This is a genomic window from Streptomyces litchfieldiae, from assembly GCF_031845365.1.
Taxonomy (GTDB): Bacteria; Actinomycetota; Actinomycetes; order Streptomycetales; family Streptomycetaceae; genus Streptomyces; species Streptomyces litchfieldiae.
Genome location: NZ_JAVREL010000009.1, coordinates 262104 through 288245 on the forward strand (window position 1 = coordinate 262104; position 26142 = coordinate 288245).

At 72.7% G+C, this 26142-nt stretch carries 23 protein-coding genes; 7 read left to right on the forward strand and 16 right to left on the reverse strand.

Going from position 1 to position 26142, the window contains the following annotated elements; all coding sequences use genetic code 11:
- Positions 1 to 17: 17 nt before the first annotated feature.
- Both RM590_RS17655 and RM590_RS17660 read right to left on the reverse strand, forming a co-directional pair.
- Complete coding sequence (locus RM590_RS17655) at positions 18 to 1064, reverse strand: methyltransferase (RefSeq protein ID WP_311705548.1); 1047 nt, start codon at positions 1062 to 1064, stop codon at positions 18 to 20.
- 134 nt (positions 1065 to 1198) lie between these two features.
- A complete protein-coding gene (locus RM590_RS17660; protein ID WP_449657245.1) occupies positions 1199 to 2191 on the reverse strand; it encodes a GlxA family transcriptional regulator in 993 nt (330 codons plus the stop codon).
- Between the two features lie 147 nt (positions 2192 to 2338).
- On the opposite strand from RM590_RS17660, the gene RM590_RS17665 reads away from it, so the two are divergent.
- Positions 2339 to 3223 (forward strand): NAD(P)-dependent oxidoreductase, encoded by an 885-nt coding sequence (locus RM590_RS17665; RefSeq protein ID WP_311705550.1) that lies wholly within the window; start codon positions 2339 to 2341, stop codon positions 3221 to 3223.
- A 138-nt stretch (positions 3224 to 3361) separates the two neighbouring features.
- Here the strand turns inward: RM590_RS17665 and RM590_RS17670 are convergent, their stop codons facing one another.
- A complete protein-coding gene (locus RM590_RS17670; RefSeq protein ID WP_311705551.1) occupies positions 3362 to 4102 on the reverse strand; it encodes an FkbM family methyltransferase in 741 nt (246 codons plus the stop codon).
- A 235-nt stretch (positions 4103 to 4337) separates the two neighbouring features.
- Between RM590_RS17670 and RM590_RS17675 the strand changes: the two genes are divergently transcribed.
- On the forward strand, positions 4338 to 5258 hold the full coding sequence (locus tag RM590_RS17675; protein WP_311705552.1) for a LysR family transcriptional regulator: 921 nt from the start codon (positions 4338 to 4340) through the stop codon (positions 5256 to 5258).
- Here the strand turns inward: RM590_RS17675 and RM590_RS17680 are convergent.
- From RM590_RS17680 to RM590_RS17705, 6 genes are all read right to left on the reverse strand, one after another.
- On the reverse strand, positions 5141 to 5737 hold the full coding sequence (locus RM590_RS17680; RefSeq protein ID WP_311705553.1) for an FAD-dependent oxidoreductase: 597 nt from the start codon (positions 5735 to 5737) through the stop codon (positions 5141 to 5143). The genes RM590_RS17675 and RM590_RS17680 overlap by 118 nt on opposite strands.
- A complete protein-coding gene (locus RM590_RS17685) occupies positions 5728 to 6570 on the reverse strand; it encodes a sodium/glutamate symporter family protein (protein WP_311705554.1) in 843 nt (280 codons plus the stop codon). The genes RM590_RS17680 and RM590_RS17685 overlap by 10 nt, the downstream gene beginning before the upstream one ends.
- Positions 6571 to 6737: 167 nt before the next feature.
- On the reverse strand, positions 6738 to 8396 hold the full coding sequence (locus tag RM590_RS17690) for a glycoside hydrolase family 13 protein (RefSeq protein ID WP_394813888.1): 1659 nt from the start codon (positions 8394 to 8396) through the stop codon (positions 6738 to 6740).
- Positions 8393 to 9220, reverse strand: coding sequence for a carbohydrate ABC transporter permease (locus RM590_RS17695; RefSeq protein WP_311705556.1), 828 nt, complete (start codon positions 9218 to 9220; stop codon positions 8393 to 8395). The genes RM590_RS17690 and RM590_RS17695 overlap by 4 nt, the downstream gene beginning before the upstream one ends.
- Positions 9217 to 10164: a carbohydrate ABC transporter permease gene (locus RM590_RS17700; protein WP_311705557.1), complete on the reverse strand. Its 948-nt coding sequence runs from the start codon at positions 10162 to 10164 to the stop codon at positions 9217 to 9219. Before RM590_RS17700 ends, RM590_RS17695 begins: the two co-directional genes overlap by 4 nt.
- 79 nt (positions 10165 to 10243) lie before the next feature.
- Positions 10244 to 11545 carry an ABC transporter substrate-binding protein gene (locus RM590_RS17705; protein WP_311705558.1) on the reverse strand — a complete coding sequence of 434 codons (1302 nt, stop codon included), beginning with the start codon at positions 11543 to 11545 and terminating at the stop codon, positions 10244 to 10246.
- Positions 11546 to 11700: 155 nt separating this feature from the next.
- Between RM590_RS17705 and RM590_RS17710 the strand changes: the two genes are divergently transcribed.
- From RM590_RS17710 to RM590_RS17730, 5 genes are all read left to right on the forward strand, one after another.
- Positions 11701 to 12741, forward strand: a complete 1041-nt coding sequence (locus RM590_RS17710) for a LacI family DNA-binding transcriptional regulator (RefSeq protein ID WP_311705559.1) — start codon at positions 11701 to 11703, stop codon at positions 12739 to 12741.
- Between the two features lie 154 nt (positions 12742 to 12895).
- On the forward strand, positions 12896 to 13663 hold the full coding sequence (locus RM590_RS17715; RefSeq protein WP_311705560.1) for a response regulator transcription factor: 768 nt from the start codon (positions 12896 to 12898) through the stop codon (positions 13661 to 13663).
- 50 nt (positions 13664 to 13713) lie between these two features.
- Positions 13714 to 15153 carry an ATP-binding protein gene (locus tag RM590_RS17720; protein ID WP_311705584.1) on the forward strand — a complete coding sequence of 480 codons (1440 nt, stop codon included), beginning with the start codon at positions 13714 to 13716 and terminating at the stop codon, positions 15151 to 15153.
- 26 nt (positions 15154 to 15179) lie between these two features.
- Positions 15180 to 16622 carry a bifunctional glycosyltransferase family 2/GtrA family protein gene (locus RM590_RS17725; protein ID WP_311705561.1) on the forward strand — a complete coding sequence of 481 codons (1443 nt, stop codon included), beginning with the start codon at positions 15180 to 15182 and terminating at the stop codon, positions 16620 to 16622.
- A complete protein-coding gene (locus RM590_RS17730) occupies positions 16619 to 18685 on the forward strand; it encodes an ArnT family glycosyltransferase (protein ID WP_311705562.1) in 2067 nt (688 codons plus the stop codon). Before RM590_RS17725 ends, RM590_RS17730 begins: the two co-directional genes overlap by 4 nt.
- Before the next feature lie 75 nt (positions 18686 to 18760).
- Here the strand turns inward: RM590_RS17730 and RM590_RS17735 are convergent, their stop codons facing one another.
- The 7 genes from RM590_RS17735 to hppD all read right to left on the reverse strand — a co-directional run bounded on the left by RM590_RS17735 (position 18761) and on the right by hppD (position 25119).
- Complete coding sequence (locus RM590_RS17735; RefSeq protein ID WP_311705563.1) at positions 18761 to 19540, reverse strand: endonuclease I family protein; 780 nt, start codon at positions 19538 to 19540, stop codon at positions 18761 to 18763.
- Positions 19541 to 19714: 174 nt separating this feature from the next.
- The gene (locus RM590_RS17740; RefSeq protein ID WP_311705564.1) at positions 19715 to 20719 is read right to left on the reverse strand and encodes an aldo/keto reductase family protein; all 1005 of its coding nucleotides are present in this window, start codon (positions 20717 to 20719) and stop codon (positions 19715 to 19717) included.
- Between the two features lie 76 nt (positions 20720 to 20795).
- Positions 20796 to 21206 (reverse strand): cold-shock protein, encoded by a 411-nt coding sequence (locus tag RM590_RS17745; RefSeq protein ID WP_311705565.1) that lies wholly within the window; start codon positions 21204 to 21206, stop codon positions 20796 to 20798.
- Between the two features lie 176 nt (positions 21207 to 21382).
- Complete coding sequence (locus RM590_RS17750; protein ID WP_311705566.1) at positions 21383 to 21775, reverse strand: VOC family protein; 393 nt, start codon at positions 21773 to 21775, stop codon at positions 21383 to 21385.
- A 66-nt stretch (positions 21776 to 21841) separates the two neighbouring features.
- Positions 21842 to 22570, reverse strand: coding sequence for a glycoside hydrolase family 6 protein (locus RM590_RS17755; protein ID WP_394813890.1), 729 nt, complete (start codon positions 22568 to 22570; stop codon positions 21842 to 21844).
- A gap of 97 nt (positions 22571 to 22667) precedes the next feature.
- Positions 22668 to 23900 carry a fumarylacetoacetase gene (gene fahA, locus RM590_RS17760; RefSeq protein WP_311705567.1) on the reverse strand — a complete coding sequence of 411 codons (1233 nt, stop codon included), beginning with the start codon at positions 23898 to 23900 and terminating at the stop codon, positions 22668 to 22670.
- 73 nt (positions 23901 to 23973) lie between these two features.
- The gene (hppD, locus tag RM590_RS17765; protein WP_311705585.1) at positions 23974 to 25119 is read right to left on the reverse strand and encodes a 4-hydroxyphenylpyruvate dioxygenase; all 1146 of its coding nucleotides are present in this window, start codon (positions 25117 to 25119) and stop codon (positions 23974 to 23976) included.
- Between the last annotated feature and the right edge of the window lie 1023 nt (positions 25120 to 26142).

Genomic DNA, 26142 nt, shown 5'->3' on the forward strand with positions numbered 1-26142 from the left:
CGGCGCGGGGGGCGACCTCAGACCGGCGCGGCCTCGATGAGCGAGAACGCGTTGGGCGGCGGCAGCGGCTCAACCGCCGTGACGGTCAGGCCCGCTCGCCCGCAGAGGTCCTCGAAGTCGGCGCGGGTGCGTTCGCGTCCGCCGAGGTTGACGAGCATGTTCAGGTCGCTGAGGTAGGTGAGCGAGGCGGTGGCCGGGTCCACCACGGGCGGCAGGACCGGCTCGATCAGCAGCACCCGGCCGTGGCCGGGGAGCGCGGCCCGGCAGTGCCGCAGGATGGTCGCCGCCCGCTCGTCGTCCCAGTCGTGGATCACGCTCTTGAGCAGGTAGAGATCCCCGCCCGGGGCCACCGACCGGAAGAAGTCGCCGGTCACCGACTCGCAGCGTTCGCCGACGCCCTCGCGCCGGAACGTCTCGGCGGCCCCGGCGAGTCCTTCGGCGGTGTCGAAGAGGACCCCGCGCAGGGCCGGGTGCTCGCGCAGGATCGCGGCCAGGAGCGTGCCGTCGCCGCCCCCGACGTCCACCACCGTCGAGAAGCGGCCGAAGTCGTAGCGCGCCGGAACGGCGATGGCGGTGGCCCGGGTGCCCTGGCTCATGGCGCCGTTGAACTGGGCGGACAGCTCGGGGTTTTGCTTGAGGTAGCCGAAGAAGTCGGTGCCGAACACGTCGGCGAAGGCGGGCCGGCCGGTGCGGACGCTGTCCTCCAGGTGGTCCCAGGCGCGCAGCATGGCGGGGTCGGTGAACATCCGCACGAAGGAGTGGAACGAGTCCGGGCGATCGGTGACCAGCAGGGCACCGACCGCGGTCGCGGAGAACGTTCCCGGCTGATGCTCGGTGAGCAGTTCGAGCCCGGCGAGCGCGCGCAGCAGCCGGTGCATCGCCTGCGGGTCGGCGTCGCACTCCTCGGCCAGTTCGGCGGCGGTCCGCTCGCCGTCGCCGATGCGGTCCATGAGCCCGAACCGGGCGGCGGTCGCGACCACTTGGGCCGCCATCGTCCCGAACACCATCCGGCCCAGCTTGCCGCGCGCCTCCGCCGCCGCGGCCGGTCCCTCGTTCGTCGCCATGGCTCCCTCACGCTCGGTCACCGGACGGCCGACCGGGTGACGGCCGCCGGACGGCGACCCTATCGGAAACGAACACGATTTTCGATAAGAGGGGGCCTGATGAGGGGAGTTGAGGGCCGATGGCGGACCGGGTCTCAGACCGCGAGGGACGGCCCGGGCGTTGCCCGGGGGAAGGCCCGCCGGTAGTCGCCGGGCGAGACCCCGACGTGCCGGAGGAAGTGATGGCGGAGGTTGTTGGCCGAGCCGAGCCCGCTGAGCTCCCCCACCTTCTCGATCGGGAGGTCCGTCGACTCCAGCAGGATCCGGGCCCGGCCCAGGCGCTGATCGAGCAGCCACTGAAGGGGAGTTGTCCCCGTGGCGGCCTGGAGCCGGCGGTAGAACGTCCGCGGGCTCATCGCGGCCCGCCGCGCCAAGTCCTCGACGGTCAGCGGCCGGTCCAGGTGGGCGCGGGCCCAGTCGAGCACGGGCGCGAGGCCCTGATCGTCCCCGGTGGGCACGGGCAACTCGATGAACTGCGCCTGGCCGCCCGGCCGGTGGGCGGGCACCACCATCCGGCGGGCGAGCTGGTTGGCGACGTGCGCGCCGAGGTCCTGGCGCACCAGGTGCAGGCACAGGTCGAGACCGGCGGTCAGCCCGGCGCTGGTGAGCACGTCGCCGTCGTCCACGTACAGCACCGACGCGTCGACCCGCACCTCCGGGTAGCGCTCGGCCAGTTGGGCGGTGTGCATCCAATGGGCCGTGGCGCGGCGCCCGTCGAGCAGCCCGGCCTCGGCGAGCGCGAAGGCGCCGGTGCACAGGGAGACCATGCGGGCGCCCGCCTCGTGGGCGCGGCGCAGCGCCGAGATCAGCTCCGGCGGCAGCGGCCTGCCCTCCTCGACGCAGGCGTCGGGCACCGAGGGCACGATGACCGTGTCGGCGCCCACGAGGTCGTCGAGACCGTGGCGGGTCCGCACGGCGAGCCCGGCGCCGACCGCCGCGCCGTCCGCGGCCGGCGCGCCGGTGCCGCACAGCCGCAGGTCGTACCAGGGGTCGGCGAGATCGGGCTGCGGCTTGCCGAAGACCGTGCACGGAATGCTCAACTCGTACAGGTCCCAGGAGGGGACGCCGATCTCCTCGGTCACGACCACGGCGACAGAACCAGCACTCATGCCCCGAGGGTATGGCAGGAATTTGGTGATCGCCGTCACCGGTGTCACTGTCCCCGTTCGCCGAGCCCTGCGAGCGTGGTGCGCACCTGATCAACCGCCATGTGCGGACGTACGAGGAGTTGTGCGATGAACCGTGACCGCCAGGCCGTATCCGTCCTGGGACTGGGCTCGATGGGCTCGGCGCTGGCCGCCGCGCTGCTGGACCGGGGGCACCCGGCCACCGTGTGGAACCGTTCGGCGGACAAGGCCCGGCCGCTGGCCGACCGGGGTGCCCGCCCGGCCGCGACGGCCGAGGAGGCGATCGTGGCGAGCCCGCTCGTCATCGCCTGCGTGCTGGACTACGACGCGCTGCACGCCGTCCTCGACCCCATCGCCGGCTCCCTGGCCGGCAAGACCCTGGTCAACCTGACCTCCGGCTCCCCGGAGCAGGCCCGCGAGGCCGCCGCGTGGGCGCGGTCACACGGCGCGGACTACCTCGACGGCGCCATCATGACGACCCCGCCCGGCGTCGGCAGCGCCGACATGATGTTCCTGTACAGCGGCGAGCAGGCCGTCTTCGAGGCCCACCGTCCGACCCTGGCCGCCCTCGGCGACCCGCTGCACCTGGGCACCGACCCGGGCCTGGCCTCGCTCTACGACGCCGCCCTGCTCGGCCTGATGTGGGCCACCATGACCGGCTGGCTGCACGGCACGGCGCTGGTCGGCGCGGAGAAGACCCCGGCCACGGCGTTCACGCCCGTCGCGATCCGCTGGCTGACCGCGGTGGCCGGGTTCCTGACCACCTACGCGCCCCAGGTGGACGCCGGCCGCTACCCGGGCGACGACGCCACCGTCGACGTGCAGATCGCGGCCATCGGCCACCTCATCCACGCGGCGGCGGCCCGGGGCATCGACAACGCCCTGCCCGAGCTGCTGAAGTCCGCCATGGAACGCGCCAGTTCGGCGGGCCACGGCTCCGACAGCTACGCGAGCGTGATCGAGGTCCTGCGAAACCCGTCCGACGGGGCCTGATCCCCGGCCGGTGTCGCTGCCGGCGGCTGACGATGGCCCGCGTCAACGCGATCCTGCGCGTCCTCGTTCGCGGGCCGGCGCTCCGGCCGACCGCTGGGGGACGCGGCCGGCGCGGGTGCGCGCCGGCCGCCGGAGCCGTCAGAGCCCTTCGCGCACCGCGGTGACGAGGAAGGTCAGGATCTCCTCCTCGACCATCGGGCTCGGCATGGTCTCGGTGCGGTACCCCTTGCCGGCCAGGAATCCGTTGATCCGGTCCAGCCTGCCGTCCAGGTCCTGCACCTCCAGGATGATGCGGTCGATCCGGGCCCAGTCCTCCGGGTCGATACCGAGAAGCACCTCGTATTCCGCGCCCTCGACATCGACCTTCAGCAGATCCACCCGGGTGTCCGCGGGAAGTCGACGGGAGAGCCGGTCGACGGGCACGGTGACTTCGTACCCCTGGTGCTGCTCAATGGTGTCGTCGTCCGGGTAGAGCCGGAGACAGACGTCGATCTGGAGCTGCTTCTGCTCCGGATACCGGGTCGAATTCCCGGGCAGCCGGGGGTAATGCGTGAAGACGACGTCCGCCTCGGTCTCGGCGCCCAGGGCGTGCCCCTCGACCTGGATATCGGTGAGCCCGTGCAGCGCGATGTTGCGCTCCAGAATCCCCCGCGTCACCGGAATCGGCTCAAAGGCCATGATCCGCGCCTTGGGATAGCGCTGCTTGGTATACAGGCTGAACATGCCGATGTTGGCCCCGACATCCAGCACGAACGGGTCATCCGGCAGGGAAATCGAATCGTAGCAGCCGTGCTCGTACATTTCCTTGTACAGATATTCCGCCTCGGTCGGGCTCTCCGTGTAGAGCTCAAGACCATTCGGAAGGGACGCCAGTTCCACTGAATCCGTCAATGTGCACCATCCGCATCTAGCAGCAGGTCGCATGCGTCGAGCATCCAACGCCGTTGATCCTCCGACGCCCCTGGCACTTTGTCAACTTCCTTAAGCCAAAGGCCACTTACTATACTTTCGCGCCGGATGAGAGGCGCTGTGAGAAAGCCGACAGGAGGTTGACTCCGCATTCCCCGGCGCTCCCTTATGGCCGACCGCCCTCCCGTGGACGAAGCTGAGGCGCATGGTGGAGCTGAGACATCTGCGGTACTTCCTGGCCGTGGCGGAGGAGTCGAGCGTGACGGCGGCGGCCCGCCGTTTCCATATGGCGCAGCCGGCGCTGAGCCAGGCCATCACCAGGCTGGAACGGCAACTGGGCGCCTCGCTGTTCGACCGGGGCGGCGGGCGGCTGCGGCTCACCGCGGCGGGCCGGCTGCTGGTGCCGGAGGCCCGGGCGCTGCTGGACCGGGCGGACGAGATCGCCGAGCTCGTGCCACTCGTCCGGGGCCCGGAGCGCACGGTGCTGTGGATCGGCTCGATCGCCTCGGCCGTCTCGGGGCTGCTGCCGCGCGTGCTGCCGGACTTCCTCGCGGCGCGCCCGGAGGTGGTCCCCCTGGTGTACGAGATGGGGCAGCGCAGGCAGGTGGACGCGCTGCGCGCGGGCGACATCGACGTCGGCGTCTGCCGGCTCCCCCGGGCCGAGCCGGACGCGGGCGTGGCGGTGCTGCGGCTGGGCGACGAGCCGTTGCGCTGCGCGGTTCCCGAGGGCCATCCGCTCGTCGCGGCGGCGGGCGGCGGTCCGTTGTCGCTGCGGGCGCTGGCCGACGAGGACCTGGTCGGGTTCCCGCGCTCGCTGGCGCCCGTGGCCTACGACACGATCGTCGCGGTGTGCAAGCGGGCGGGGTTCTCGCCGCGGTTCCGTCAGGAGGCGCGCAGCGACCAGGCCATTCTCGGCCTGGTCGCGTGCGGGCTCGGGCTCGCCCTGGTGCCGGAGATGACGACCCGGGTGCGGGTGCGGAACGTGGTCTACCTACCGGTGGGCGAGCCCTACGCCGTGACCCCGCTGTCGGTGGCGGTCAGCGCCGGGAGCCCGCCGGAGGCGGCGCTGTCGCTGCGGGACGCGCTCAGCGCCGCGCGGCCCGCCGGCCCGGCCGAGTCACCCTGAGACCGCGGCGGGGGCGAACCGGCCGGCGGCCATCGGCCCGATGTCGAAGCCGGCGCCCCGCTCCAGCACCAGGTCGGCGGCGATCTGGCCGAACACGGCGCCATCTTGAAGCCGTGCCCGGAGAATCCGGCGAGCACGATGGCCCGCTCCTGCCCGGGCACCCGGTCCACCACAGCCGTGCGGTCGGCGGTGTACCCCTCCTGGTACACGGCGTAACGGATCGGGTCGGGGTGCAGCCCGGGCAGCAGGTTCCGGACGGCCTCGCTCACCGGGCGCAGCCGCGCCTCGTCGAAGTCCCAGGTGTACGCCTCGGGCCCGGCCAGGTCGCCGAAGTCGTCGGCGAAGCCCGTCTTGACCGACATCCCGTCCAGCACGGGCACCCCGAAGAGGTGCACGCCGTCGGTGTCGCGGATGAAGGCGGGGAAGCGGTCCGGTGTGTAACGGGCCAGGTCCCTCGGCGCGAACCAGGTCAGCACCACGGGCCGGACGGTGAGGTGGCCGGCCAGCGCGGGAACGAGCCGCCGGCCAGGGCCCAGACGCCGCCGGCCGCGACGATGGTGGGCGTCAGTGTGACGGTCAGGGTCTCCAGCGGCGCCAGCGGCAGGTAGGCGAGCCCGAACTCGTCCAGAGTGCGGGTCTCCAGCTTGGGGTCGCTCATCCGCAGCAGGGCGATGCCGGTGGAGACGGAGCCGGTCGCCCAGCCCCAGGTGAACAGCGCCTTCTCGAACCAGGCCCGCTCGAACACACGGGGCGCCACCCACAGGAACAGCACCAGGCACAGGGCGAGGGCCGGGACGAAGAGCAGGATCAGCGGGGTGACGTAATCGGCGACGAAGCTGGGGACGATGGAGGCTGTGCCGCAGACGATGAGCACGTCGGTGGCGGAGCCGGAGACGCTGCGGATGGTCACCGGGTCGACATAGCGCCAGGCGGGCGTGCGGCCGCCGAGCAGGCGGAGCGCGAGGCCCACCAGGAACGCGACGGCGAACACCGGGACGGCGAAGTCGGGGTAGAGGTCCCCGGCCCACTCCGACAGTCCGTAGGCCGCCGCCGACACCGCGGCGATCAGGGAGAGCTGAAGCGCCAGGGGCTCGATGGCGACGGCCGAGGTGGTCGCCGTGCCAGTGGGGGTCCGGTCCCGCTCCTCCCTGATCAGTCCGGAACGCAGTTCCTCGGGCAGTTCGTCGAAGCTGCCGACGCCCTTGGCGTGCCCGCGCCGCGCGCCCCAGTTGGTGATGACGCACGACTTTCTATCAGCACGCCGCGCGGGCGGGACAGGGGGCGGCCCATACGAATGAGCGGATGGGGTCATACGAAACGGCTATGGCCTCGAATTCGAGCTGGGGCGTCATCCGCCGGAAACACCGTGGAATCCTAAACGCCGCGATCATGCGGCAAAGGAACGGGGACGCGGCCCCTCGGCGAGCGTTGCCCGCGCCGGAGGCGGTCCCGCCGGCGCGGGCTCCCGTCACCGCGCGGTCACTTCCCCGGCTCGCCCAGCCAGACCGCCGTGTCCGGCGGAAGCGTGGCGTCCGGCAGCGGGCCGCTCGACAGCAGCACGTCACCGGCGTGCGGCAGTGGCAACGGTTCGGCGGTGAAGTTGATCCGGCACTCCAGGCGGCCCTTGGCGAACGCCAGTTCGCCATCGGCCCCGGGGAGCCAGCGGAAGCTGTCGTCGTCCAGGAAGGTGCGGCGCAGGGTGAGCGCCGCGCGGTACAGCTCCAGGAAGGAGTCCGCGCGCCCGCGCTGGGCCTCGACCGAGAGGTCGCCCCAGCCGGGCGGCTGCGGCAGCCAGCTCGCGGCGGCAGGGCCGAAGCCGTACGAGGGGCCGCCCCGGGTCCACGGCAGCGGGACCCGGCAGCCGTCGCGGCCCTTCTGCCGGTGCCCGGTCCGTTCCCACATCGGGTCGCGCAGCGCCTCGCGCGGCAGGTCACCGACCTCCGGCAGGCCCAGCTCCTCGCCCTGGTACAGGTACGCGGTGCCGGGCAGCGCCAGCGTCAGCAGGGCCGCCGCCCGGGCGCGCCGCCGGCCCAGCGCGGGGTCGGGGGCCGGGGCGCGGCCGTCGCCGGCCAGCCACTCGACCAGGTCGGTGCCCGGCGGCAGCGCGTAGCGGGTGGTGTGGCGGACCACGTCGTGGTTGGACAGCACCCAGGTCGGGAGGGTGCCGACGGAACGGGCGCCGGCCAGCGAGGTGTCGATGACGCGGCGGAAGTCGTCCGCGCCCCAGGGGCAGCGCAGATAGAAGAAGTTGAACGCCTGGTGCAGCTCGTCGGGCCGGGTGTAGAGCGGCAGCCGGGGCGCGCTGACACCGGCCTCGGCGACCGTGATCCGCGGCGGGCGGTAGGAGTCGGTGAGCTTGCGCCAGGAGCGGTAGATCTCGTGCACCTCGTCGCGGTCCCAGAACGGGTGGTTGTCGCCCTCGGGTGGCGAGTTGAGCGGGGCCGCGTCGTTGCCGTGGGTCTCGCGCAGCGGCTCGGCCAGGTCCTTGCGCAGGCCGTGCGCCACGTCGATGCGGAAGCCGTCCACGCCGAGGTCGAGCCAGAACCGCAGGGTGCGTTCGAAGTCGGCGGCGACCTCGGGGTTCTCCCAGTTCAGGTCGGGCTGCTCGGCGGCGAAGATGTGCATGTACCACTGTCCGTCCGGCACCCGGGTCCAGGCGGGGCCGCCGAACTTCGACTGCCAGTCGGAGGGCGGCTCCGCGCCGTCCGGTCCTTTGCCGTCGCGGAAGACGAACCGGTCCCGGGCGGCCGACCCGGGCCCGGCCGCCAGCGCCTCGGCGAACCACGGGTGCCGGTCGGAGCAGTGGTTGGGCACGATGTCGACGATGACCTTCAGGCCCAGGCCGTGCGCCCGGGCGAGCAGCGCCCGGAAGTCGTCCAGGGTGCCGTGCCGGGGATCGACGTCCCGGTAGTCGGCGACGTCGTACCCGCCGTCGGCCCAGGGCGAGCGGTAGAACGGCGTGAGCCAGACGGCGTCCACGCCGAGCCCCGCCAGGTGGTCCAGCCGTTCGGCGATGCCGTTCAGGTCGCCGACGCCGTCGCCGTCGGAGTCGGCGAAGCTCGGCACATAGACCTGGTAGACCACGGAATCGCGCCACCACGTGCTGTCTGTCACGGCATCCTCTCGTTCGTCTCTCATCCCTTGACCGCACCCGAGGTGAGCCCGGAGACCACGGCCCGCCGGAAGACCAGGACCAGGATGACCACCGGCAGGATGGCGGCCATGGACCCGGCGAAGATCGTTCCGTAGGGCACCTCGAACTCCGCGCCGAAGAGCGCCACCCCGACGGGCACCGTGCGGAACGCGTCCTCGCTGTTGAAGGTGAGCGCCATCAGGAACTCGGTGTAGGTGGCCGTGAAGGTGAACACCCCGGCCGTGAACAGCCCCGGCAGCGCCTGCGGAACGATGATCTGCAACACCGTCCGGGTGGGCCCGGCGCCGTCCACGGTCGCCGACTCCTCCATCTCGGCGGGGATGCGCAGCAGATAGTTGCGCATGATCCAGACGGCGAACGGCAGATGGAAGGCGATGTAGGGGACGATCAGGCCCTGGTAGCTGTTCAGCCAGCCGATCTCCCGTTCGATCAGATAGAGCGGCGTGATGACCGAGACGGTCGGGAAGACCGAGATCATCAGCAGGCCCACCAGGATCGGCCGCTTGCCGCGCATCGGCAGCCGGGCCAGCGCGTAGCCGGAGAAGAGGGACAGGGCCAGCACCCCGGCGGTGGAAACCGTCGCCACCAGCAGGCTGTTGAGCATGTAGCGGGCGAAATTGTAGTCGGCGAACGCCTCGGTGTAGTGCTCGGTGGTCGGGTTCTGTGGCCACAGCCGGGGCGGCAGGCTGCCCAGCTCGGCGCCCGGTTTGAGCGAGGAGACGGCGAGCCAGTACAGCGGCAGCGCGACGAGCAGCGCGATGACGAACGCGCCGAGGTGGACGGGGCTGAATACGCGGCGGCGCCTCACCGGACCTCCTCCTCACCGACCTGGGCGCGGAACGCCCGCAGGCACAGCAGACACGCCAGGAACACGATCAGCGCCGTGGACGCCGCCACGGCGGCGCCCGCGCCCATGTTGAGGTTCTGGAACATCACCCGCCAGCCGAGCAGCGCCAGCGGCTGGGTGGAGGTGCCCGGCCCACCGCTGGTCAGCACGAACGGCAGGTCGAAGATCCCGAACGCCTGGAGCACCCGGAACAGCACCGCGATGGCGAGCGTGGTGCGCAGCAGCGGCAGGGTGATGCGCCAGAACGTGGACCACGGGCCGGAGCCGTCCATCTCGGCCGCCTCGTAGACGCTCCGGTCGATCGTGACCAGCCCGGCCAGCACGATGATGGCCACGAACGGGGTGGTCTTCCACACGTCGGCGACCAGGATCGCGGAAAACGCCGAGGCGGGGGTGCCCAGGATCACCGGCGGCTCGTCGGTGAACAGCCCCAGCAGCCAGGAGGCCGCGCCATAGGCGGAGTTGAAGATGTAGCTCCACAACTGCGCGGAGATCACGGTGATCATGGCCCACGGGATCAGCAGCAGCGCCATCAGCCAGCCGCGCGCGGCGGTGAGGCGCTCCAGGACCAGCGCCACCAGGACGCCCAGGACCAGTTCGACCGCGACGCTCACCAGCGTGTAGAGCACGGTGAAGACCAGCGCCTCGCGCCAGACCGGGCTCTGGAGGACGGCGGCGTAGTTGTCGGTGGACCAGTCGGTGAACGAGAAGCCGGAGGAGGACAGCTCCACCCGGGAGAAGCTCATCACCACGGAGAAGCCGATGGGGAAGATCGTCACCAGCGCGACGACCAGCAGCGTCGGCGCGGTGTACCACCAGGCGACGCGGGAGCGGCGGGGCGGTCGCCCGCCCGGGCGCGTCCGCGCCGCGCGCGTGCGGCCGGGCGGCCAGGCGTGTGCGGTCATGGGAAGGTGCCTTTTCGTTCGTTCGGGTCGAGGCCGGCCGTTCGTTCGGGTCGAGGCCGGCCGGCGCGGGGCGCGCGGCCTAGAGGCGGCGGCCGGCGAGGGCGGCCTCGATGTCACTGGCCAGCCGGCGCACGGCCTCGGAGGCGGACAGCGAGCCGGACAGCATGGAGTTGACGGTGGTGTAGGTGGCCTGGCTGACCTGCGTGTAGTACGGCGAGGTGGTGGGCCGGCTCACCAGGTCGTTGTCGGCCGAGGCGCGCAGCACCGGGCTGAGCTCCCGCACCTCGGGCGCGTTGCGCACGCTGTCCACGGTCGGGATGGTGGAGGACCGCTCGGCCATCAGCCGCTGGGTCTCCGCGCCGGTCAGCCACTGGACGAAGGTCAGCGCCGCCTCCTGCTGGCGGGTGTGCGGGTTGATGTAGACGTTCCAGCCGCCGACGGTCGAGGCCCGGGTGCCGTCGCCCTGCTCCAGGGCGGGCATGGCCGTCACGCCGACCCGGCCGGCGACGCCGGAGCCCGCGGCGTTCGCGGTGTCGTAGGCGTAGGACCAGTTGCGCAGGAACGCGGCCTGGCCGCCGGTGAACGCCTGGAGCGCCTGCGGCTCCTGATACGTCGTCGTGGCGCGCGGGCTCACGCCGTCGTCGATCAGCCCGCCGAGGAATTCCAGCGCTCCCCGGGAGCCGGGGGCCGCCACGTCCGGCCGGGAGCCGTCCGCCGTGACCAGGCCGCCGCCGCCCGCGGCGAGGAACTCGTTGACCACGCAGGTCAGGCCCTCGTAGGAGGCACCCTGCCAGGCCACGCCGTAGTCGACGTCACCCGCCTCGCGCAGGATCTCCGACTGCTCGGCGACCTCCTCCCAGGTGGTCGGGACCGGCAGCCCGTGCTTCTCCAGCAGGTCCTCCCGGTAGTAGAGGAACGACTGGTCGAGCGTGAGCGGCACGCCGTACGCGGTGCCCTCGAAGGAGGCCCCGGCGACGGTAGCGGGGTCGAACTTGTCCCAGAATCCGGCGGCTACGTGGTCGCCGATGGGCAGCGCCAGACCGGCCGAGGCGAACTGCGCGGCCCAGGAGACATCGCCGTTGTAGACGTCGGGCGTGCTGGCCTGGCCCAGGATCTGGGTGGCCAGGCTCGCCCGGTTGGTGTCGACGTTGGTCGGGGCGCTGACCACCTCGACGTCGATGCCGGGGTGCTCACGTTCGAAGGCGTCGACCAGATAGTGGCGGGCGTCGTCCGAGCGGTCCCCGAACGGCGCCGCCTGCCAGGTGATCGTCACCGGCCCGTCGTCGTCCGCCGAGCCGCCGCCTGAGCCGCAGGCCGCCGTCAGGCCGAGCGCCAGCCCGGCGGCGATCACCGTGACCGCCCGCTGTGATCTCCACACCACCACGCCCTCCGTCCCTTGCTAAAGCGCTTGCGTCATCCTGCGGTCGATGCGGCCGTCCGTCAAGAGCCGGAAACTTCGGATTCACATTCACAAGGGAAGCGCCGGGCGCACGAATGAACTAAAACCTTTGCGTAAGCGCCTGGTAATCTGCCGACGTGAGCCCTGAGCAGTCACCCCCGACCATGGCCGATGTCGCACGCGCGGTCGGGGTCTCCACCGGCACCGTCTCCCGGGCGCTGCGCGGGCAGCCCGGCGTCTCGGACGCGATGCGCCGGCGCATCCTGCGCGCCGCCGAGAGCCTGGACTATGTGGTCTCCCCGGCCGCCTCCGGCCTGGTCACCGGGCGCACGGGGTCGGTGGCGGTGCTGGTGCCGTTCATCAGCCGCTGGTTCCACGCCCAGGTGCTGGCCGCCGCACACCAGGTGCTGCGCGGTTCGGGCTTCGAGATCGTGCTCTACCACGTCGAGGGCACGGCGGAGCGCCGGGAGTTCTTCGAGACGCTGCCGGTGCGGCGGCGGGCGGACGGGCTGGTGGTGATCGCGCTGTCGCTGACCGACGAGGAGCTGGCCCGGCTGAACGGTCTGGGCATGCCGGTCGTCGGCGCGAGCACGGACCTGGGGCCCGCGCCCGCGGTCGGGATCGACGACGTGGCGGGCGCGGCGAAGGCCGTGCGGCACCTGGCGAACCTGGGGCACCGGCGGATCGCCATGATCCGGTCCACCGACGAGGAGGGGTTCCACGGCGGGGTCTCCCGGCGCCGGCTGGCCGGCTACGAGGATGCGATGACCGAGTCCGGCCTGGAGGTGGATCCCGCGCTGGTGGTCTCGGCGCCCTGGGGCATCGACGGCGGCGCCCGCGCGATGGGCGAGCTGCTGTCCCAACGGACGCCGCCCACCGCCGTGTTCGCCGAGGCGGACGAGATCGCGATCGGCGCGCTGCGCACGCTGCGGCGGGCCGGGATCGCCGTGCCGGGCGAGATGTCGGTGATCGGGTTCGACGACAGCCCGATGGCCGAGCTGCTCGACCTGACGACCGTCGCGCAGTCCGTGCACGAACAGGGGCTGATCGCCGGGCGGATGCTGGTCGAGGCGGTGCAGCAGGCCCGCGTCGCCGAGCCGGCGGTCCGGCTGGAGACCCGTCTGGTCCCCCGGGGCACCACCAGCGCCCGGCCCGGCCGGCCCGGAACCGCCGGGTAGCCGATCCGCTGAACGGCCGCCCGGCGCCCGGGGCTTCCGGCGCCGCCGGCTCACAGTGGGTCCGGCGCCGGGCGCCGCCGGCCCACAGTGGGCTCACAGCCGGTTCACAGACAACTCTCAGGCGGCGCTCAGAATGCGGCGCCAGCGTGGCAGCATGACCGCGATGGCCTCCGACCGCTCTCCCGAGTCCCGCCCGCGCCCCGCCGTCGAGTTGCGCCGGCCCGACGGCAGCCCGGTGCGGGTGCTGGTCGTCGACGACGAGGCGTCGCTCGCCGATCTGCTGACGATGGCGCTGCGTTACGAGGGGTGGGAGGTCCGTTCGGCCGGCGACGGGGCCGGGGCGGTGCGCGCCGCGCGGGAGTTCCGGCCGGACGCGGTGGTGCTGGACATCATGCTGCCCGACTTCGACGGGCTGGAGGTGATGCACCGGGTGCGGGCCGAACTGCCGGAGCTGCCGGTGCTGTTCCTCACCGCCCGGGACGCCGTGGAGGACCGGATCGCGGGCCTGACCGCGGGCGGCGACGACTACGTCACCAAGCCGTTCAGCCTGGAGGAGGTCGTCGCCCGGCTGCGCGGGCTGCTGCGGCGGTCCGGGGTGGCGTCGGCGCGGCCGGATTCGCTGCTGGTCATCGGGGATCTCACGCTGGACGAGGACAGCCACGAGGTGCACCGGGCCGGGGAGCCGATACGGCTGACGGCGACGGAGTTCGAGCTGCTGCGGTTCCTGATGCGCAATCCGCGGCGGGTGCTGAGCAAGGCGCAGATCCTGGACCGGGTGTGGTCCTACGACTTCGGGGGCCAGGCCAACATCGTCGAGCTGTACATCTCCTATCTGCGGCGCAAGATCGACGCCGGGCGCGAGCCGATGATCCACACCCGGCGCGGCGCCGGCTACATCCTCAAGCCGGCCCCGGGCCGGTGAACTGGTGGAACGGGCGCCCGCTGCGCGCCCGGCTGGTCGCCTCCGCGATCATGCTGCTCGCGGTCGTGCTCACGGTGATCGCGGTGGTGAGCACGCTGACCATCCGTGCCTTCCTCATGTCGCAGTTGGATCAGCGGGTGATCGACGCGGGCGCGCGGGCCGGGCCCGGCGTGGTCGTCCATCTGGGGGCGCCGCCCGGCGAGCCGCCGGGGCTGGACTTCCTCCGCGGCCCGGGGGTCGAACCGGACGCGGTGGGCGTGCGCCGGTTCCCCGACGGGACCGTGTCGGGCGCGGTGCTGGACGGCGGCACCCCGCCGCGGCTGCGGGAGCTGACGCGCGAGCAGACCGAGGCGGTGCTCGGCATCCCGGCCGACGCGGAGCCGCACACCCTTTCCGTGCCGGGGCTCGGCGACTACCGGCTGATCACGGTGGGCCACCCCGACAGCGGCGAGCTGGTAGTCACGGGCGTGCCGATGGCGTCGGTGCAGGAGGCGATCCAGCAGGTGCTCACCGTGGAGGTCGTGGTGTCCGCCGCGGGACTGGTGGCCGCGGGGCTGGCGCTGGTCGTGGTGGTCAAGCTGGCCCTGCGCCCGCTGCGCCGCGTCGCGGGCACGGCCATCCGCGTCTCCGGGCAGAACCTGCACGAGGGGGAGGTCGAGTGGCTGGAGCGGGTCCCGGCGGCCGACACCGACCCGCGCACCGAAGTAGGCCAGGTCGGCGCCTCGTTGAACCGGCTGCTCGACCATGTCACGGCCGCCCTGACCGCCCGGCACGCCACCGAGACGCGGGTGCGCCAGTTCGTCGCGGACGCCAGCCACGAGTTGCGCACCCCGCTGGCGTCCATCCGCGGCTACGCCGAGCTGACCCGGCGCGGGCGTGCGGAGCTGCCGCCCGACGCCGCGCACGCGATGCGGCGGGTGGAGGCGGAGGCGACGCGGATGACGTCGCTGGTGGAGGACCTGCTGCTGCTGGCGCGGCTGGACGCGGGCCGGCCGCTGGAGCGGACCCGGGTGGATCTCTCCCCGCTGGTCATCGACGCGGTGAGCGACGCCCGCGCCGCCGGTCCCGGTCACCACTGGCGGCTGACGGTGCCGGACGAGCCGCTGCACGTGTCGGCCGACCCCGCGCGTTTGCAGCAGGTGCTGGTCAACCTCCTGGCCAACGCGCGCACCCACACGCCGCCGGGCACCGTGGTGACCACGTCGCTCGCCCGCCTCGACGGCGACGCCGTGGAGCTGCGTGTGACGGACAACGGGCCGGGGATCGCGCCGGAGGTGCTGCCGAACGTCTTCGAGCGGTTCGTCCGCGGGGACACCTCCCGGTCCCGGTCGGCGGGCAGCACCGGGCTCGGGCTGGCCATCGTGGCGGCGGTGGTCGCGGCGCACGCGGGCACGGTCGGGGTGGCCAGCGCGCCGGGCCGGACGTCGTTCACCGTGCGGCTGCCGGCGGTGAACTCACAGGCGGGGCACAGCGGTTCCACACCGGCCTGACAGGCGGCGTCGCGAGGGTCGGGGACATGGAGACGCTGATCCCCACGCCGGGCGCGCTGCCCGCCCGCGGCCCCGTCGCCGCCGCCCGCGGCAGACCCGTGCTGGACGTCGTGATACCGGTCCACAACGAGGAGCGCGATCTGGAGCCGTGCGTGCGGCGGCTCCTGGCGCACCTGCGCGGCACGTTCCCCTACCCGTTCCGGGTGACGATCGCGGACAACGCCAGCCGCGACGGCACGGCCGAGATCGCCGCCGCGCTCCAGCGGGACCTGCCCGAGGTCACCGCGGTGCGGCTGCCGGAGAAGGGGCGCGGCCGGGCGCTGCGCCGGGTGTGGTCGGAGTCGGACGCGCCGGTGCTGGCCTATATGGACGTGGACCTGTCGACCGATCTCGCGGCGCTGCTGCCGCTGGTCGCCCCGCTGATCTCCGGCCACTCGGACCTGGCGATCGGCTCGCGCCTCTCGCCCGGTTCCCGGGTGGTGCGCGGCCCCAAGCGCGAGGTGATCTCCCGCGCGTACAACCTGATCCTGCGCGGCACCCTGGCGACCCGTTTCTCCGACGCGCAGTGCGGGTTCAAGGCGATCCGCAAGGACGTCGCGGAGCGGCTGCTGCCGATGGTGGCGGACACCGGGTGGTTCTTCGACACGGAGATGCTGGTCGTCGCCGAACGCGCCGGGCTGCGCATCCACGAGGTGCCGGTCGACTGGGTGGACGACCCCGACAGCCGGGTGGACATCCTCGCCACGGCCCTCGCCGATCTGCGCGGCATCGCGCGGCTGGGCAGGGCGCTGGCGCGCGGACGCCTCTCGCTGGCCACCCTGCACCGCGCCGACGACCCGGCCGCGGCGGGCGGCGTGCCCCCGGGACCAGGGCCTGTCGTTTGGATCTTCGCGGGGTCACGCCGCCTGGCATCCCGCCTGGCTGCGTTACCGAATCGCGCGAGTACGGCCAAGTACGAGCTGCGATCCGGCGCCTTGCCAGACGGGCGCCATACGACGCGACCTGATCCACGAAGATCCAAACGACAGCCCCTAGGCGGCCAACTGCTCCGGTTCTGCGCGGTCGGCGCCGTGAGCACCCTCGCCTATCTGCTGCTGTTCACCGGCCTGCGCGAGCCCGTGGGCGCGCAGGCGGCGAACGCGCTAGCGCTGCTGCTCACCGCCGTCGGCAACACGGCCGCCAACCGCCGTCTCACCTTCGGCGTGCGGGGCCGGGCACGCGCCGCGCACCACCAGGCGCGGGGCCTGGTGGTGTTCCTGTTCGGGCTCGCGCTGACCAGCGGCTCGCTGGCGGTGCTGCACGCGCTGGACCCGTTGCCCTCCCGGCCGGTGGAGCTGACCGTGCTCGTCGCGGCCAACCTCGCCTCCACCCTGGCCCGTTTCCTGCTCTTCCGGGCCTGGGTGTTCGCCCGGGCCTCCCGCGCGACACCCGTCGCCCCCACCACCGAACCGAGGACCACCCTCCGATGACCACCGCATCCGCCCATGCCCCGGCAGCCGCCGCGCGCCTCGGCACCGCGTGGCCGAGCCGGCTCTGGCGCGGCCAGCCCGGCGACCCGCGCTGGGCCCGGCCGGCCCTGCTCGCCGTGCTGGCGCTCACCGGAGCGCTGTACGTGTGGAATCTCAGCGCCTCCGGCTGGGCCAACGCCTACTACTCGGCGGCCGTGCAGGCCGGGACCGAGAGCTGGAAGGCGTTCCTGTTCGGCTCCTCCGACGCGGGGAACTCCATCACGGTCGACAAGACGCCCGCCTCGCTGTGGGTGATGGCGCTGTCCGCCCGGATCTTCGGGCTCGGCTCCTGGAGCCTGCTCGTTCCGCAGGCGCTGATGGGCGTGGCCACCGCGGCGGTGCTGTACGCCGCCGTGCGGCCGCGGTTCGGCCCGGCCGCCGGGCTCGTCGCCGCCGCCGTGTTCGCGCTCACGCCCGCCTCGGCGCTCATGTTCCGTTACAACAACCCCGACGCCCTGCTGGTGCTGCTGATGACCGTCGCGGCGTACGCGGTACTGCGGGCCGTGGCCGACGGGCGGACCGGGTGGCTGGTGCTGGCGGGCTCCTGCGTCGGGTTCGGCTTCCTGACCAAGATGCTCCAGGCGTTCCTGGTGCTGCCCGCGCTGGCGCTGGTGTATCTCGTGTGTGCGCCGACCGGGTTGTACCGGCGAATCGGGCAACTGCTGCTCGGCGGGCTGGCCCTGGTGGTCTCCGGGGGGTGGTGGGTCGCGCTGGTGGAGCTGTGGCCGGAGAACTCCCGTCCGTACATCGGGGGTTCACAGGAGAACAGCATTCTGGAGCTGACCTTCGGCTACAACGGCCTGGGCCGGCTGAACGGGGAGGAGGAGGGCAGCGTCGGTGGCATGGTGATCATGGGGCCGAACGGCGAGGTCACGCAGAGCGGCTGGGGCGAGACCGGCATCGGCCGCCTGTTCTCCGCGGGGCTGGGCGGGCACATCGCCTGGCTGCTGCCCGCCTCGCTGATCCTGCTCGCGGCGGGCCTGTGGTTCAGCCGCCGCCGGCCGCGCACCAGCGCCACGCGGGCCGCGTTCCTGCTGTGGGGGACGTGGCTGCTCACGCACTGGCTGGTGTTCAGCCATATGCGGGGCATCTTCCACGAGTACTACACGGTGGCCCTGGCCCCGGGGATCGCCGCGGTGGTCGGGATGGGCGCGACGGTGCTGTGGCGGCGCCGGCGGCGCCCGCTGGCGGCGGTGACCCTGGCGGCGGCCACGGCGCTCACGGCCTGGTGGTCCTACGTCCTGCTGGGGCGCGCGGAGGACTGGCACCCGTGGCTGCGGTACGTGGTGCTGGCCGCGGGCTGCGTGGCGGCGCTCGGACTGCTGGTGCCGGTCCGGCCGCGGCGGGCGGGGACCCGGCGGCCGGGGCCGCGGGTGGCGGTGGTGGTCGGCGGCGCGGCGCTGGTCACGGCGCTGGCCGGACCGGCGGCCTTCGCGCTGGAGACCGCCGCCTCCGCCGCCGAGGGCTCGATTCCGCTGGCGGGACCGGCCACCGGCTTCGGCCCCGGCGGCGGCGCGGGACCGCTGCACCTGGGATACGGGCCCGGGGCCCCGGGCGGGCGGGGGGCGCCCGGGGGCCCGGGCCAGGGGGAACGCGGGGAGCCGGGCCTCCAGGTGCTCGGCCCGGGGGCACCCGGCGAGAACGGCGCGGGCGGCCTGCTGAACAGCAGCAAGCCCAGCGCGGAGCTGACCGCCGCGCTGGAGAGGGACAGCGACGACTACACCTGGGTGGCGGCCGTGGTCGGCTCGCAGGGCGCCTCCGGCTACCAACTCGCCACCGGGGAACCGGTGATGCCCATCGGCGGCTTCAACGGCAGCGACCCGTCGCCGACGCTGGAGGAGTTCCGGCGCCTGGTGGACAGCGGACGCGTCCACTACTTCATCGGCACCGACTCCCCCATGGGCCTGGGCCCCGGCGGCGACGAGGACTCCGAGGCGGCGCGGATCACCGACTGGGTCACGGCGAACTTCCCCGCCACCACGATCGACGGGATCACGCTCTACGACGTCGGCTCGGTGGCCTGAGCGATGCCTTTCCCCGCCTCGGGCCGTTTCGACGAGGCGGGGAAAGGCACCCACGGCGGGCGGGCCCGCCGTGGGTCAGCCCCAGATGGCGTCGGCCCATTCGGGGTGGTCGATGAACGGGTTCCGGTTGTGCTGGTACGTGTCGTATATCAGCTCGTTGCGGCGCTCCTCGAACGCGTCCGGCGGGTCCTCGGCGTGCCACTCCAGCAGCGTGGAGAGCCGGCCCATATAGGGGGAACCGCCGTTGTTCACCGCGTCGTTGACCTCCAGGTCGGCGAATCCGTCGCCGCCCTCGTAGCGCACCGCCATGTAGAAGAGCATCCGGGCGACATCGCCCTTGTCCTGGTCGCGGGGCTCCCAGGAGTCGGCGTCCGTGTAGTTGCCCGGGGCGATGGAGACCGGGGAGCCGCCGTCGTCGAAGTCCTTGTTGCCGCGGGTGCTGTTCACCCGCACATCCGTGGGCCGCAGATGGTGGATGTCCGTGCCCGGGCCCGGGGAGGTGCCGAAGTCGCCGTGCGACTGGGCCCAGACGTGCTCCCGGTTCCAGTCGCCGACGTCTCCGCCGTTGAGGTCGGCGTCGCGGGACTGGCCGGTGTAGAAGAGGCGGACGTTGGCGACGTTGGCGGGGTCCTGGTCGGTGTTCTTCAGCGCGTCCCAGACCTGGGAGTAGGTGAGGGTGGTGGTGCCCGTGCTGATGATGTCGTGCAGGGCGTCCCGCAGCGGCTCGCCGGTCAGGCCGAGCGCGTCCGCGTAGTAGGCGTCGTCGGCGGCGACGGCGGGTTCGGCCGTGGCGGCGAGCGACAGCGGCGCGATCAGCGCGGCCGTCAGGGCGCCGGTCAGCAGGGTCCGTTTCATGTGGGGGGCCTCTCGGTGCGGATCCTGGGGCATTCGCCGAACGGCCCCGATACGAGCGGCCGTTCGAGTGATATGTACCTGCCATCAGGCCCCGCTACGCGCGTCATCGCGCGTGGCCCCCATCACGCGCCGGGCCCCGGGGCGGCGGAAGAGACCTCCGCCGCCCCGGCCGGGCTACGGCCGCCGCGCCGGCGTGTTCTGGTACGGCAGCAGCGGGTCGGTGACCGCGACGGGCGCGATGATCTCGTCGATCCGCTCCAGCAGCCCGGCGTCCAGCGTGACGCCCGCCGCCTTGGCGTTCTCGGCGACCTGCTCCGGGCGCGAGGCGCCGATGATCGCGGCCGACACGTTCCGGTTCTGGAGGACCCAGGCGACCGCGAGCTGGGCCAGGCTCAGCCCGGCCTCGTCGGCCAGCGGCCGCAGCCGCTGCACGGCCTCCAGCACCTCGTCGCGCATGAAGCGGCTGATCATGTTCGCGCCGCCCTTCTCGTCCGTGGCGCGCGAGCCCGCGGGCGGCTGCTCGCCCGGCAGGTACTTGCCGGTCAGCACGCCCTGCGCGATCGGCGACCAGACGATCTGGCCCAGCCCCAGCTCCTCCGAAGCCGGGACGATGTCCGCCTCGATGATCCGCCACAGCATCGAGTACTGCGGCTGGTTGGACACCAGGGGAATCCGCAGCTCGCGGGCCAGCGCGTGGGCGCGGCGGATCTGGTCGGCGGTCCACTCGGAGACGCCGATGTAGTGGGCCTTGCCGGAGTGGACCACGTCGGCGAACGCCTCCATGGTCTCCTCCAGCGGCGTGAACCGGTCGAACCGGTGCGCCTGGTAGAGGTCGACATAGTCCGTCTGCAGCCTGCGCAGGGAGTTGTCGATGGACTCCATGATGTGCTTGCGCGACAGACCGCGGTCGTTCCGGCCCGGGCCGGTGGGCCAGTAGACCTTGGTGAAGATCTCCAGCCCCTCACGGCGCTCGCCCTTCAGCGCCCGGCCGAGCACGGACTCGGCGCGGGTCTCGGCGTAGACGTCCGCGGTGTCGAAGGTGGTGATCCCGGCGTCCAGGGCCGCGCGCACGCACGCGACGGCGGCGTCCTCCTCCACCTGGGATCCGTGGGTGAGCCAGTTGCCGTAGGCGATCTCGCTGATGAGGAGACCGCTGCGGCCAAGGTGACGATGTTCCATGGTGGTCAAACCTAACGCCCCCCGTCCCCGCCGCCGGAACCGGCATCGGGGAGCGGGAGGGACGCGGGCCCGGCCGTCAGGAATCGACCCAGCCGTGGGAGTGCGCGACCTGGACCAACCGCTGGCGGATCTGGAGGATTTGCTCCGAGGTGGCGGTCGGCGCGGCGTGCAGCAGCACCTCCGTGATCTCCTCGATGAACTCCTTCGCCGACAGGACGTCGCAGAGCTCCTCACCCGGCGAGACGCCCGACGCGCGGCCGGACGCGGAGAACGGCCGCTCGACCCCCTCCTGGAGGCGCACCCGGCTGGCCTTCAGCCCGCGGTCCCCCTCCTCCACGTCGAACGAGACCAGCATCCCCGGTCCCAGCAGGCGCTTGTCGAACTCCAGGTCGTTGACGTGGATGAACACGTCCTCGCCGCCGGTGTCGGGGGCGACGAACCCGTAGCCCTTGAGCTCGTCGAACCGCACGACCTTTCCCGTAACCATCACACACATCCAATCCCAGCCACACAGCAGGTACCGGGGCGCGGCCCGCCGCCGACCGGCCCGGACCCGCTCCGGGGCGGCGACGGCCACCGGGCCGTCCGCCCATACCGGCAACGGACGACCGCGGTCCGACGTCCCCTGCTGCCGCAACTTACCCCTTTCGGGGGCGCGGCGGCTCACTTCGCCCGGCGCCGGCCCGCCACGCAGAAGCGATTCCCCTCGGTGTCGGCCAGCACGACGTACGGGAGCGCGCCGGGCTCCGGCTCCTCCGGGTAGTACGGCCAGTCCACGTGCCGGGCGCCCAGCGCGACCAGGCGGTCGACCTCCTCGTCGAGGTCGCGCTCGCCCGCGTCGAGATCGAGGTGGATCCGGGGGAACTCCTCGGCCGGGCTCTCGCTCACATCCATGGCCAGCGCGCTGCCACGGCCTCCGGGTGGCGGCTCCAGGACGATCCACTCGTCGCCCTCGTACCGCGGGGGCCGCCGCACATATCCCAGTGCCCGCCGCCAGAACTCCCCGGCCCGCCGGTCGTCGCGCACGCCCAGCGAAATCTGTCCGATGGTCGTCATCGCACCAGCCTAGGGGGGCCCGGCGCCGCGCCGGAGCAGTTCCGGGGCGGCGCCGGGCGACGGCCGTTACGTGCCCGGGGCGGGCAGCGGGGGCCAGGCGTTGCGGAGCAGTTCGCGGAAGTGGGCGGGGAACCACTCGCGGTTGAGCGGGGCGAACGCCAGCGCGCCGGTGGGGTTGTAGTCGTTGTGGACCCAGCCCTCATAGGTGGGGTCGCACATCCGGTCGAACGTCGCGCCCTCCATGGGGAGGGGGATGTCGCTGCCGTCCGACTCGCCCGGCGGCTTGGCCCAGACGTAGGCGTCGATGCCGGGCTCCGGCGCGGCGGTGGGCCGCTGGCCGAGGCCGGCGTACGCCGGGTCGGCCAGGATGCCGGCGATCGGGTCGATGAACTCGGCCCGGTAGCGCGGCAGTTCGTACGGCAGCAGCTCGTTGTCCGGGTCGTCCCGGTCGCAGGCCCGGCCGGGCAGGTCGTTGAGCACGAGCTGCACCACGTCGGCGCCCTGGGCGAGCGCCTCGTCCAGATGGTCGCGCAGGCCCATCGCGCCGTTCTGTCCCTCGATCTTCGCGATCCGGTCCAGCCATACGGCGGTCGGCTCCCCGGCGACCGCCGCGCCGCCCGGCTCGGCCGCGGCGCGCGCCGACCACTCGGGGTTCACATAGACGCGCGCGCTGGCGTACGGGGTGTCAACGCGCGGCGACGGGGCACCCTCCACAGCGCCCGCCGGACCGCTCACGCCGGTCAGCAGTCCGGCGGCCAGTACCAGGGCGGCGGCCCGCCGTGCGCGGCTCACCATGTCCCGAAGTCCCAATGCAGTCTCCCACCTTGAGGGAGCGCTCCCGGTCGGGGAGCGTAACCGCCGCCCGGTGGACCGGGAAGAGGGCCGGAACGGGTCACCCGGCGGGCAGGATCCGCCCCCGGACCTCGCCGAGCCCGACCCGGGTGCCGTCGGGGCCGGGCGCGGAGCCGGTGATGACGACCTCGTCGCCGTCCTCCAGGAACACCCGGGTGGTGCCGTCGGGCAGGGTGAGCGGGCGGTTCCCGTTGTCGGCCAGCTCGATGAGCGAGCCGCCGGTGGCGCGCTCGGGGCCGCTGACCGTGCCGGAGGCGATCAGGTCCCCGGTGCGCAACGAGGCGCCGTTGACCGTGAGATGGGCCAGTTGCTGGGCGGCGGTCCAGTACATGGCGGCGAACGGGGGGCGGGAGAGGCGGTGGCCGTTGAGCGTGATCTCCAGGTCGATGGCGAAGCCCCACGGCTCGGTGCCGGTGTCGTCCAGATAGGGCAGCGGGCGCGGGGAGCGCGGCGGGGGCGCGACGCGGGCGTGCGCGAGCGCGGCGAGCGGCACGATCCACGGCGAGACGGAGGTGGCGAACGACTTGCCGAGGAACGGGCCGAGCGGCACGTACTCCCAGGCCTGGATGTCGCGGGCGGACCAGTCGTTGAGGAGGCAGACGCCGAAGAGGTGCCGGCCGGCGTCGGCCAGCGGCACGGGCCGGCCCAGTGCCGAGGGGGTGCCGACGACGAAGCCCAGCTCGGCCTCGATGTCCAGCCGGGTGGCGGGGCCGAAGACGATCTCGCCGTCCGGGGTGCGGCGCTGGCCGCTGGGGCGGACGACGGAGGTGCCGGAGACGACTACTGTGCCGGCCCTGCCGTGGTAACCGATGGGCAGATGTTTCCAGTTGGGGGTGAGGGCGGGGCCGTCCGGACGGAACATCCGGCCGAGGTTGGCCGCGTGGTGCTCGCTGGCGTAGAAGTCCGTGTAGTCGGCGACGGTGAACGGCAGCCGCGTGGTGGCCGTGTCGGCGGGCACGAGCAGTGGTTCGATGTCCGCGCGGTGCCGTTCGTCGAGGAACCAGTCGGTGATCGCGGCGCGCACCCGGTCCCAGGTGGCGGGGCCGGCGGCGAGCAGCGCGTCGAGCGTGCCGGCGGTGAACAGGGCGGCGTGCTCGGGCAGCAGCGCCGCGGTGGCCCCGGTCAGGTCCAGGACGTGGTCGCCGATGGCGACGCCGGTCCGGGGCCGGGGGGTATCGGGGGTGGTGAAGCTGCCGTAGGGCAGGGTCTGGAGGCCGAAGGGGTGGGCGGGGTCCAGGCCCAGCCAGGGCGTGCCGGTCCGGGCGGTGGTCATCGGGGGCCTTCCGGTCGGGAACCAGGATGCGGGGATGATGCCCGGTCCGCGCGACCCGTGGACCGGGGTGGGCTCAGAAGTTCCCGCGCTTGGCCTGCTCGCGTTCGATCGCCTCGAAGAGCGCCTTGAAGTTGCCCTTGCCGAAGCCGAGCGAGCCGTGCCGCTCGATGAACTCGAAGAAGACGGTGGGCCGGTCGCCGAGCGGCTTGGTGAAGATCTGCAGCAGGTAGCCGTCCTCGTCGCGGTCGACGAGGATGCCGCGCGAGCGCAACTCCTCGACGGGGACCCGGACATCGCCGATGCGGGCGCGCAGTTCGGGGTCGGAGTAGTAGGAGTCGGGGGTGTCGAGGAATTCGACGCCCTTGGCCCGGAGCACGTCGACGGTGGTGAGGATGTCGTTGGTGGCCAGCGCCAGGTGCTGGGCGCCGGGCCCGCGGTAGAAGTCGAGGAATTCGTCGATCTGTGAGCGCTTCTTGCCCGGGGCCGGCTCGTTGAGAGGGAATTTGACGCGGTGGTTGCCGCTGGCGACCACTTTGCTCATCAGGGCCGAGTATTCGGTGGCGATGTCCTCGCCGACGAATTCCGCCATATTGGTGAAGCCCATGACCCGGTTGTAGAAACCCACCCACTCGTCCATGCGGCCCAGTTCGACATTGCCCACGACGTGGTCGAGGGCCTGGAAGATCCGCCTGGGCTCGCCCGCCGGCTTGGTGTATCCGGAGGAGCGGGCGACATAGCCGGGCAGGTACGGGCCCCGGTAGCGGGAGCGGTCGACGAGGCTGTGCCGGGTGTCGCCGTAGGCGGCGATGGCCGCCACGCGGACGGTGCCGTGCTCGTCGGCGACGTCGTGCGGCTCCTCCAGCACGGTGGCGCCCCGCGCGCGGGCGTGGGCGACGCAGCGGTCGACGTCGGGCACCTCCAGGGCGATGTCGATGATGCCGTCGCCGTGCCGGCGGTGGTGGTCCAGCAGCGAGCCGGCCGGGTCGGTGCCGCCCTTGAGCACGAACCGGACGGCGCCGGAGCGCAGGACGTACGCGTGGTGGTCGCGGTTGCCCGTCTCGGGGCCCGAGTAGGCGACCAGCTCCATGCCGAAGACCACCTGGTAGTACAGGGCGGCCTGGGTGGCGTTGCCCACGGACCACACGACGGCGTCCCAGCCGGCGACGGGGAAAGGGTCGCCCGCGGGGTCGTACTCCACCAGACCGACGAGCTGGCGCAGTTGATCGAGGTCGAGGTCGGCCAGCCGCTCCTGGCTGGTGAGGGTCGCTTCGGTGCTCACGATGGTCCTCCTCGCGTCCGCGCGGGTGCGATTGCTGGACAACCAGAACACTCGACACGGCAGACCCTGCGCAAGCGAGCCACTTCAAACTGGCATTACTGCTCATATTGCCGAGCCGAGCGGCCGGTTTTCTGTGCATGTTGCCCAGTGTCGGCCGGGAGCGGACGCCGCGGGCCAACTCACCGTGCGTCTACGGCACTCCGCACAGCCGCAGCAGCGCCGTGGTCGCGGCGGCGGCTATGACCACCACGGGAAACGGCGCCCGGCGCAGCGCGAGTGCGCCGCTCTGGCCGACTGAGCTAACGCGGCTTCGGCGCGTCTGCCAGGGCAAACGCGGCCTGGCCAGCATACACAGCCACCGGCGAGCCCCGCAGGCAGTTTCGGTTCATCCAGCCCAGCGAGCCTCAGACAGGTTCATCCAAGGGCGTCCGCTCACGCCACGCTCACGCCACGCTCACGCGAGACCAGCGTTGACCTGCCCGTTCGCTCGCATCCCGGCAGCACCGTCGCCGACGGACGCTAGTCCGCGGCCTCCATGGACGAGGTGCACATCGTCGACGCGACGGTTAGCGGTGCCACATCGCGATGGTCTTGCTGCGTGAAGGGCGACCGGTAGGCTTCCTGGGAAGATCTCGCCGACTGGCTGGTGGGCCGGGCGAACCGGATGGTTCGTCCCCCTGGAGGGCCAGTGGCAACGGCAGACAGTGCGATACACGGCGACGGGCTGCCAGTAGTCTCGCCCAGGCCGCAGTGGATGGACCACGTTGGACCGAGTATCCGCGTTCCACGCCGAGTCCGCGTGGTGACCGAGTCCGACACCGATGCCGGCCCCGCACGAGCAATGCTCATGACTTGTGGATCGGCTCCGCGGGGAGCGTGCGAAGGGCGTACCTTCCCGAGTGAGTGATCGTCAAGTCACCGAGTAGGCCCGCGATGCGAACGCGGGTCGGGAAGGCACGCCCG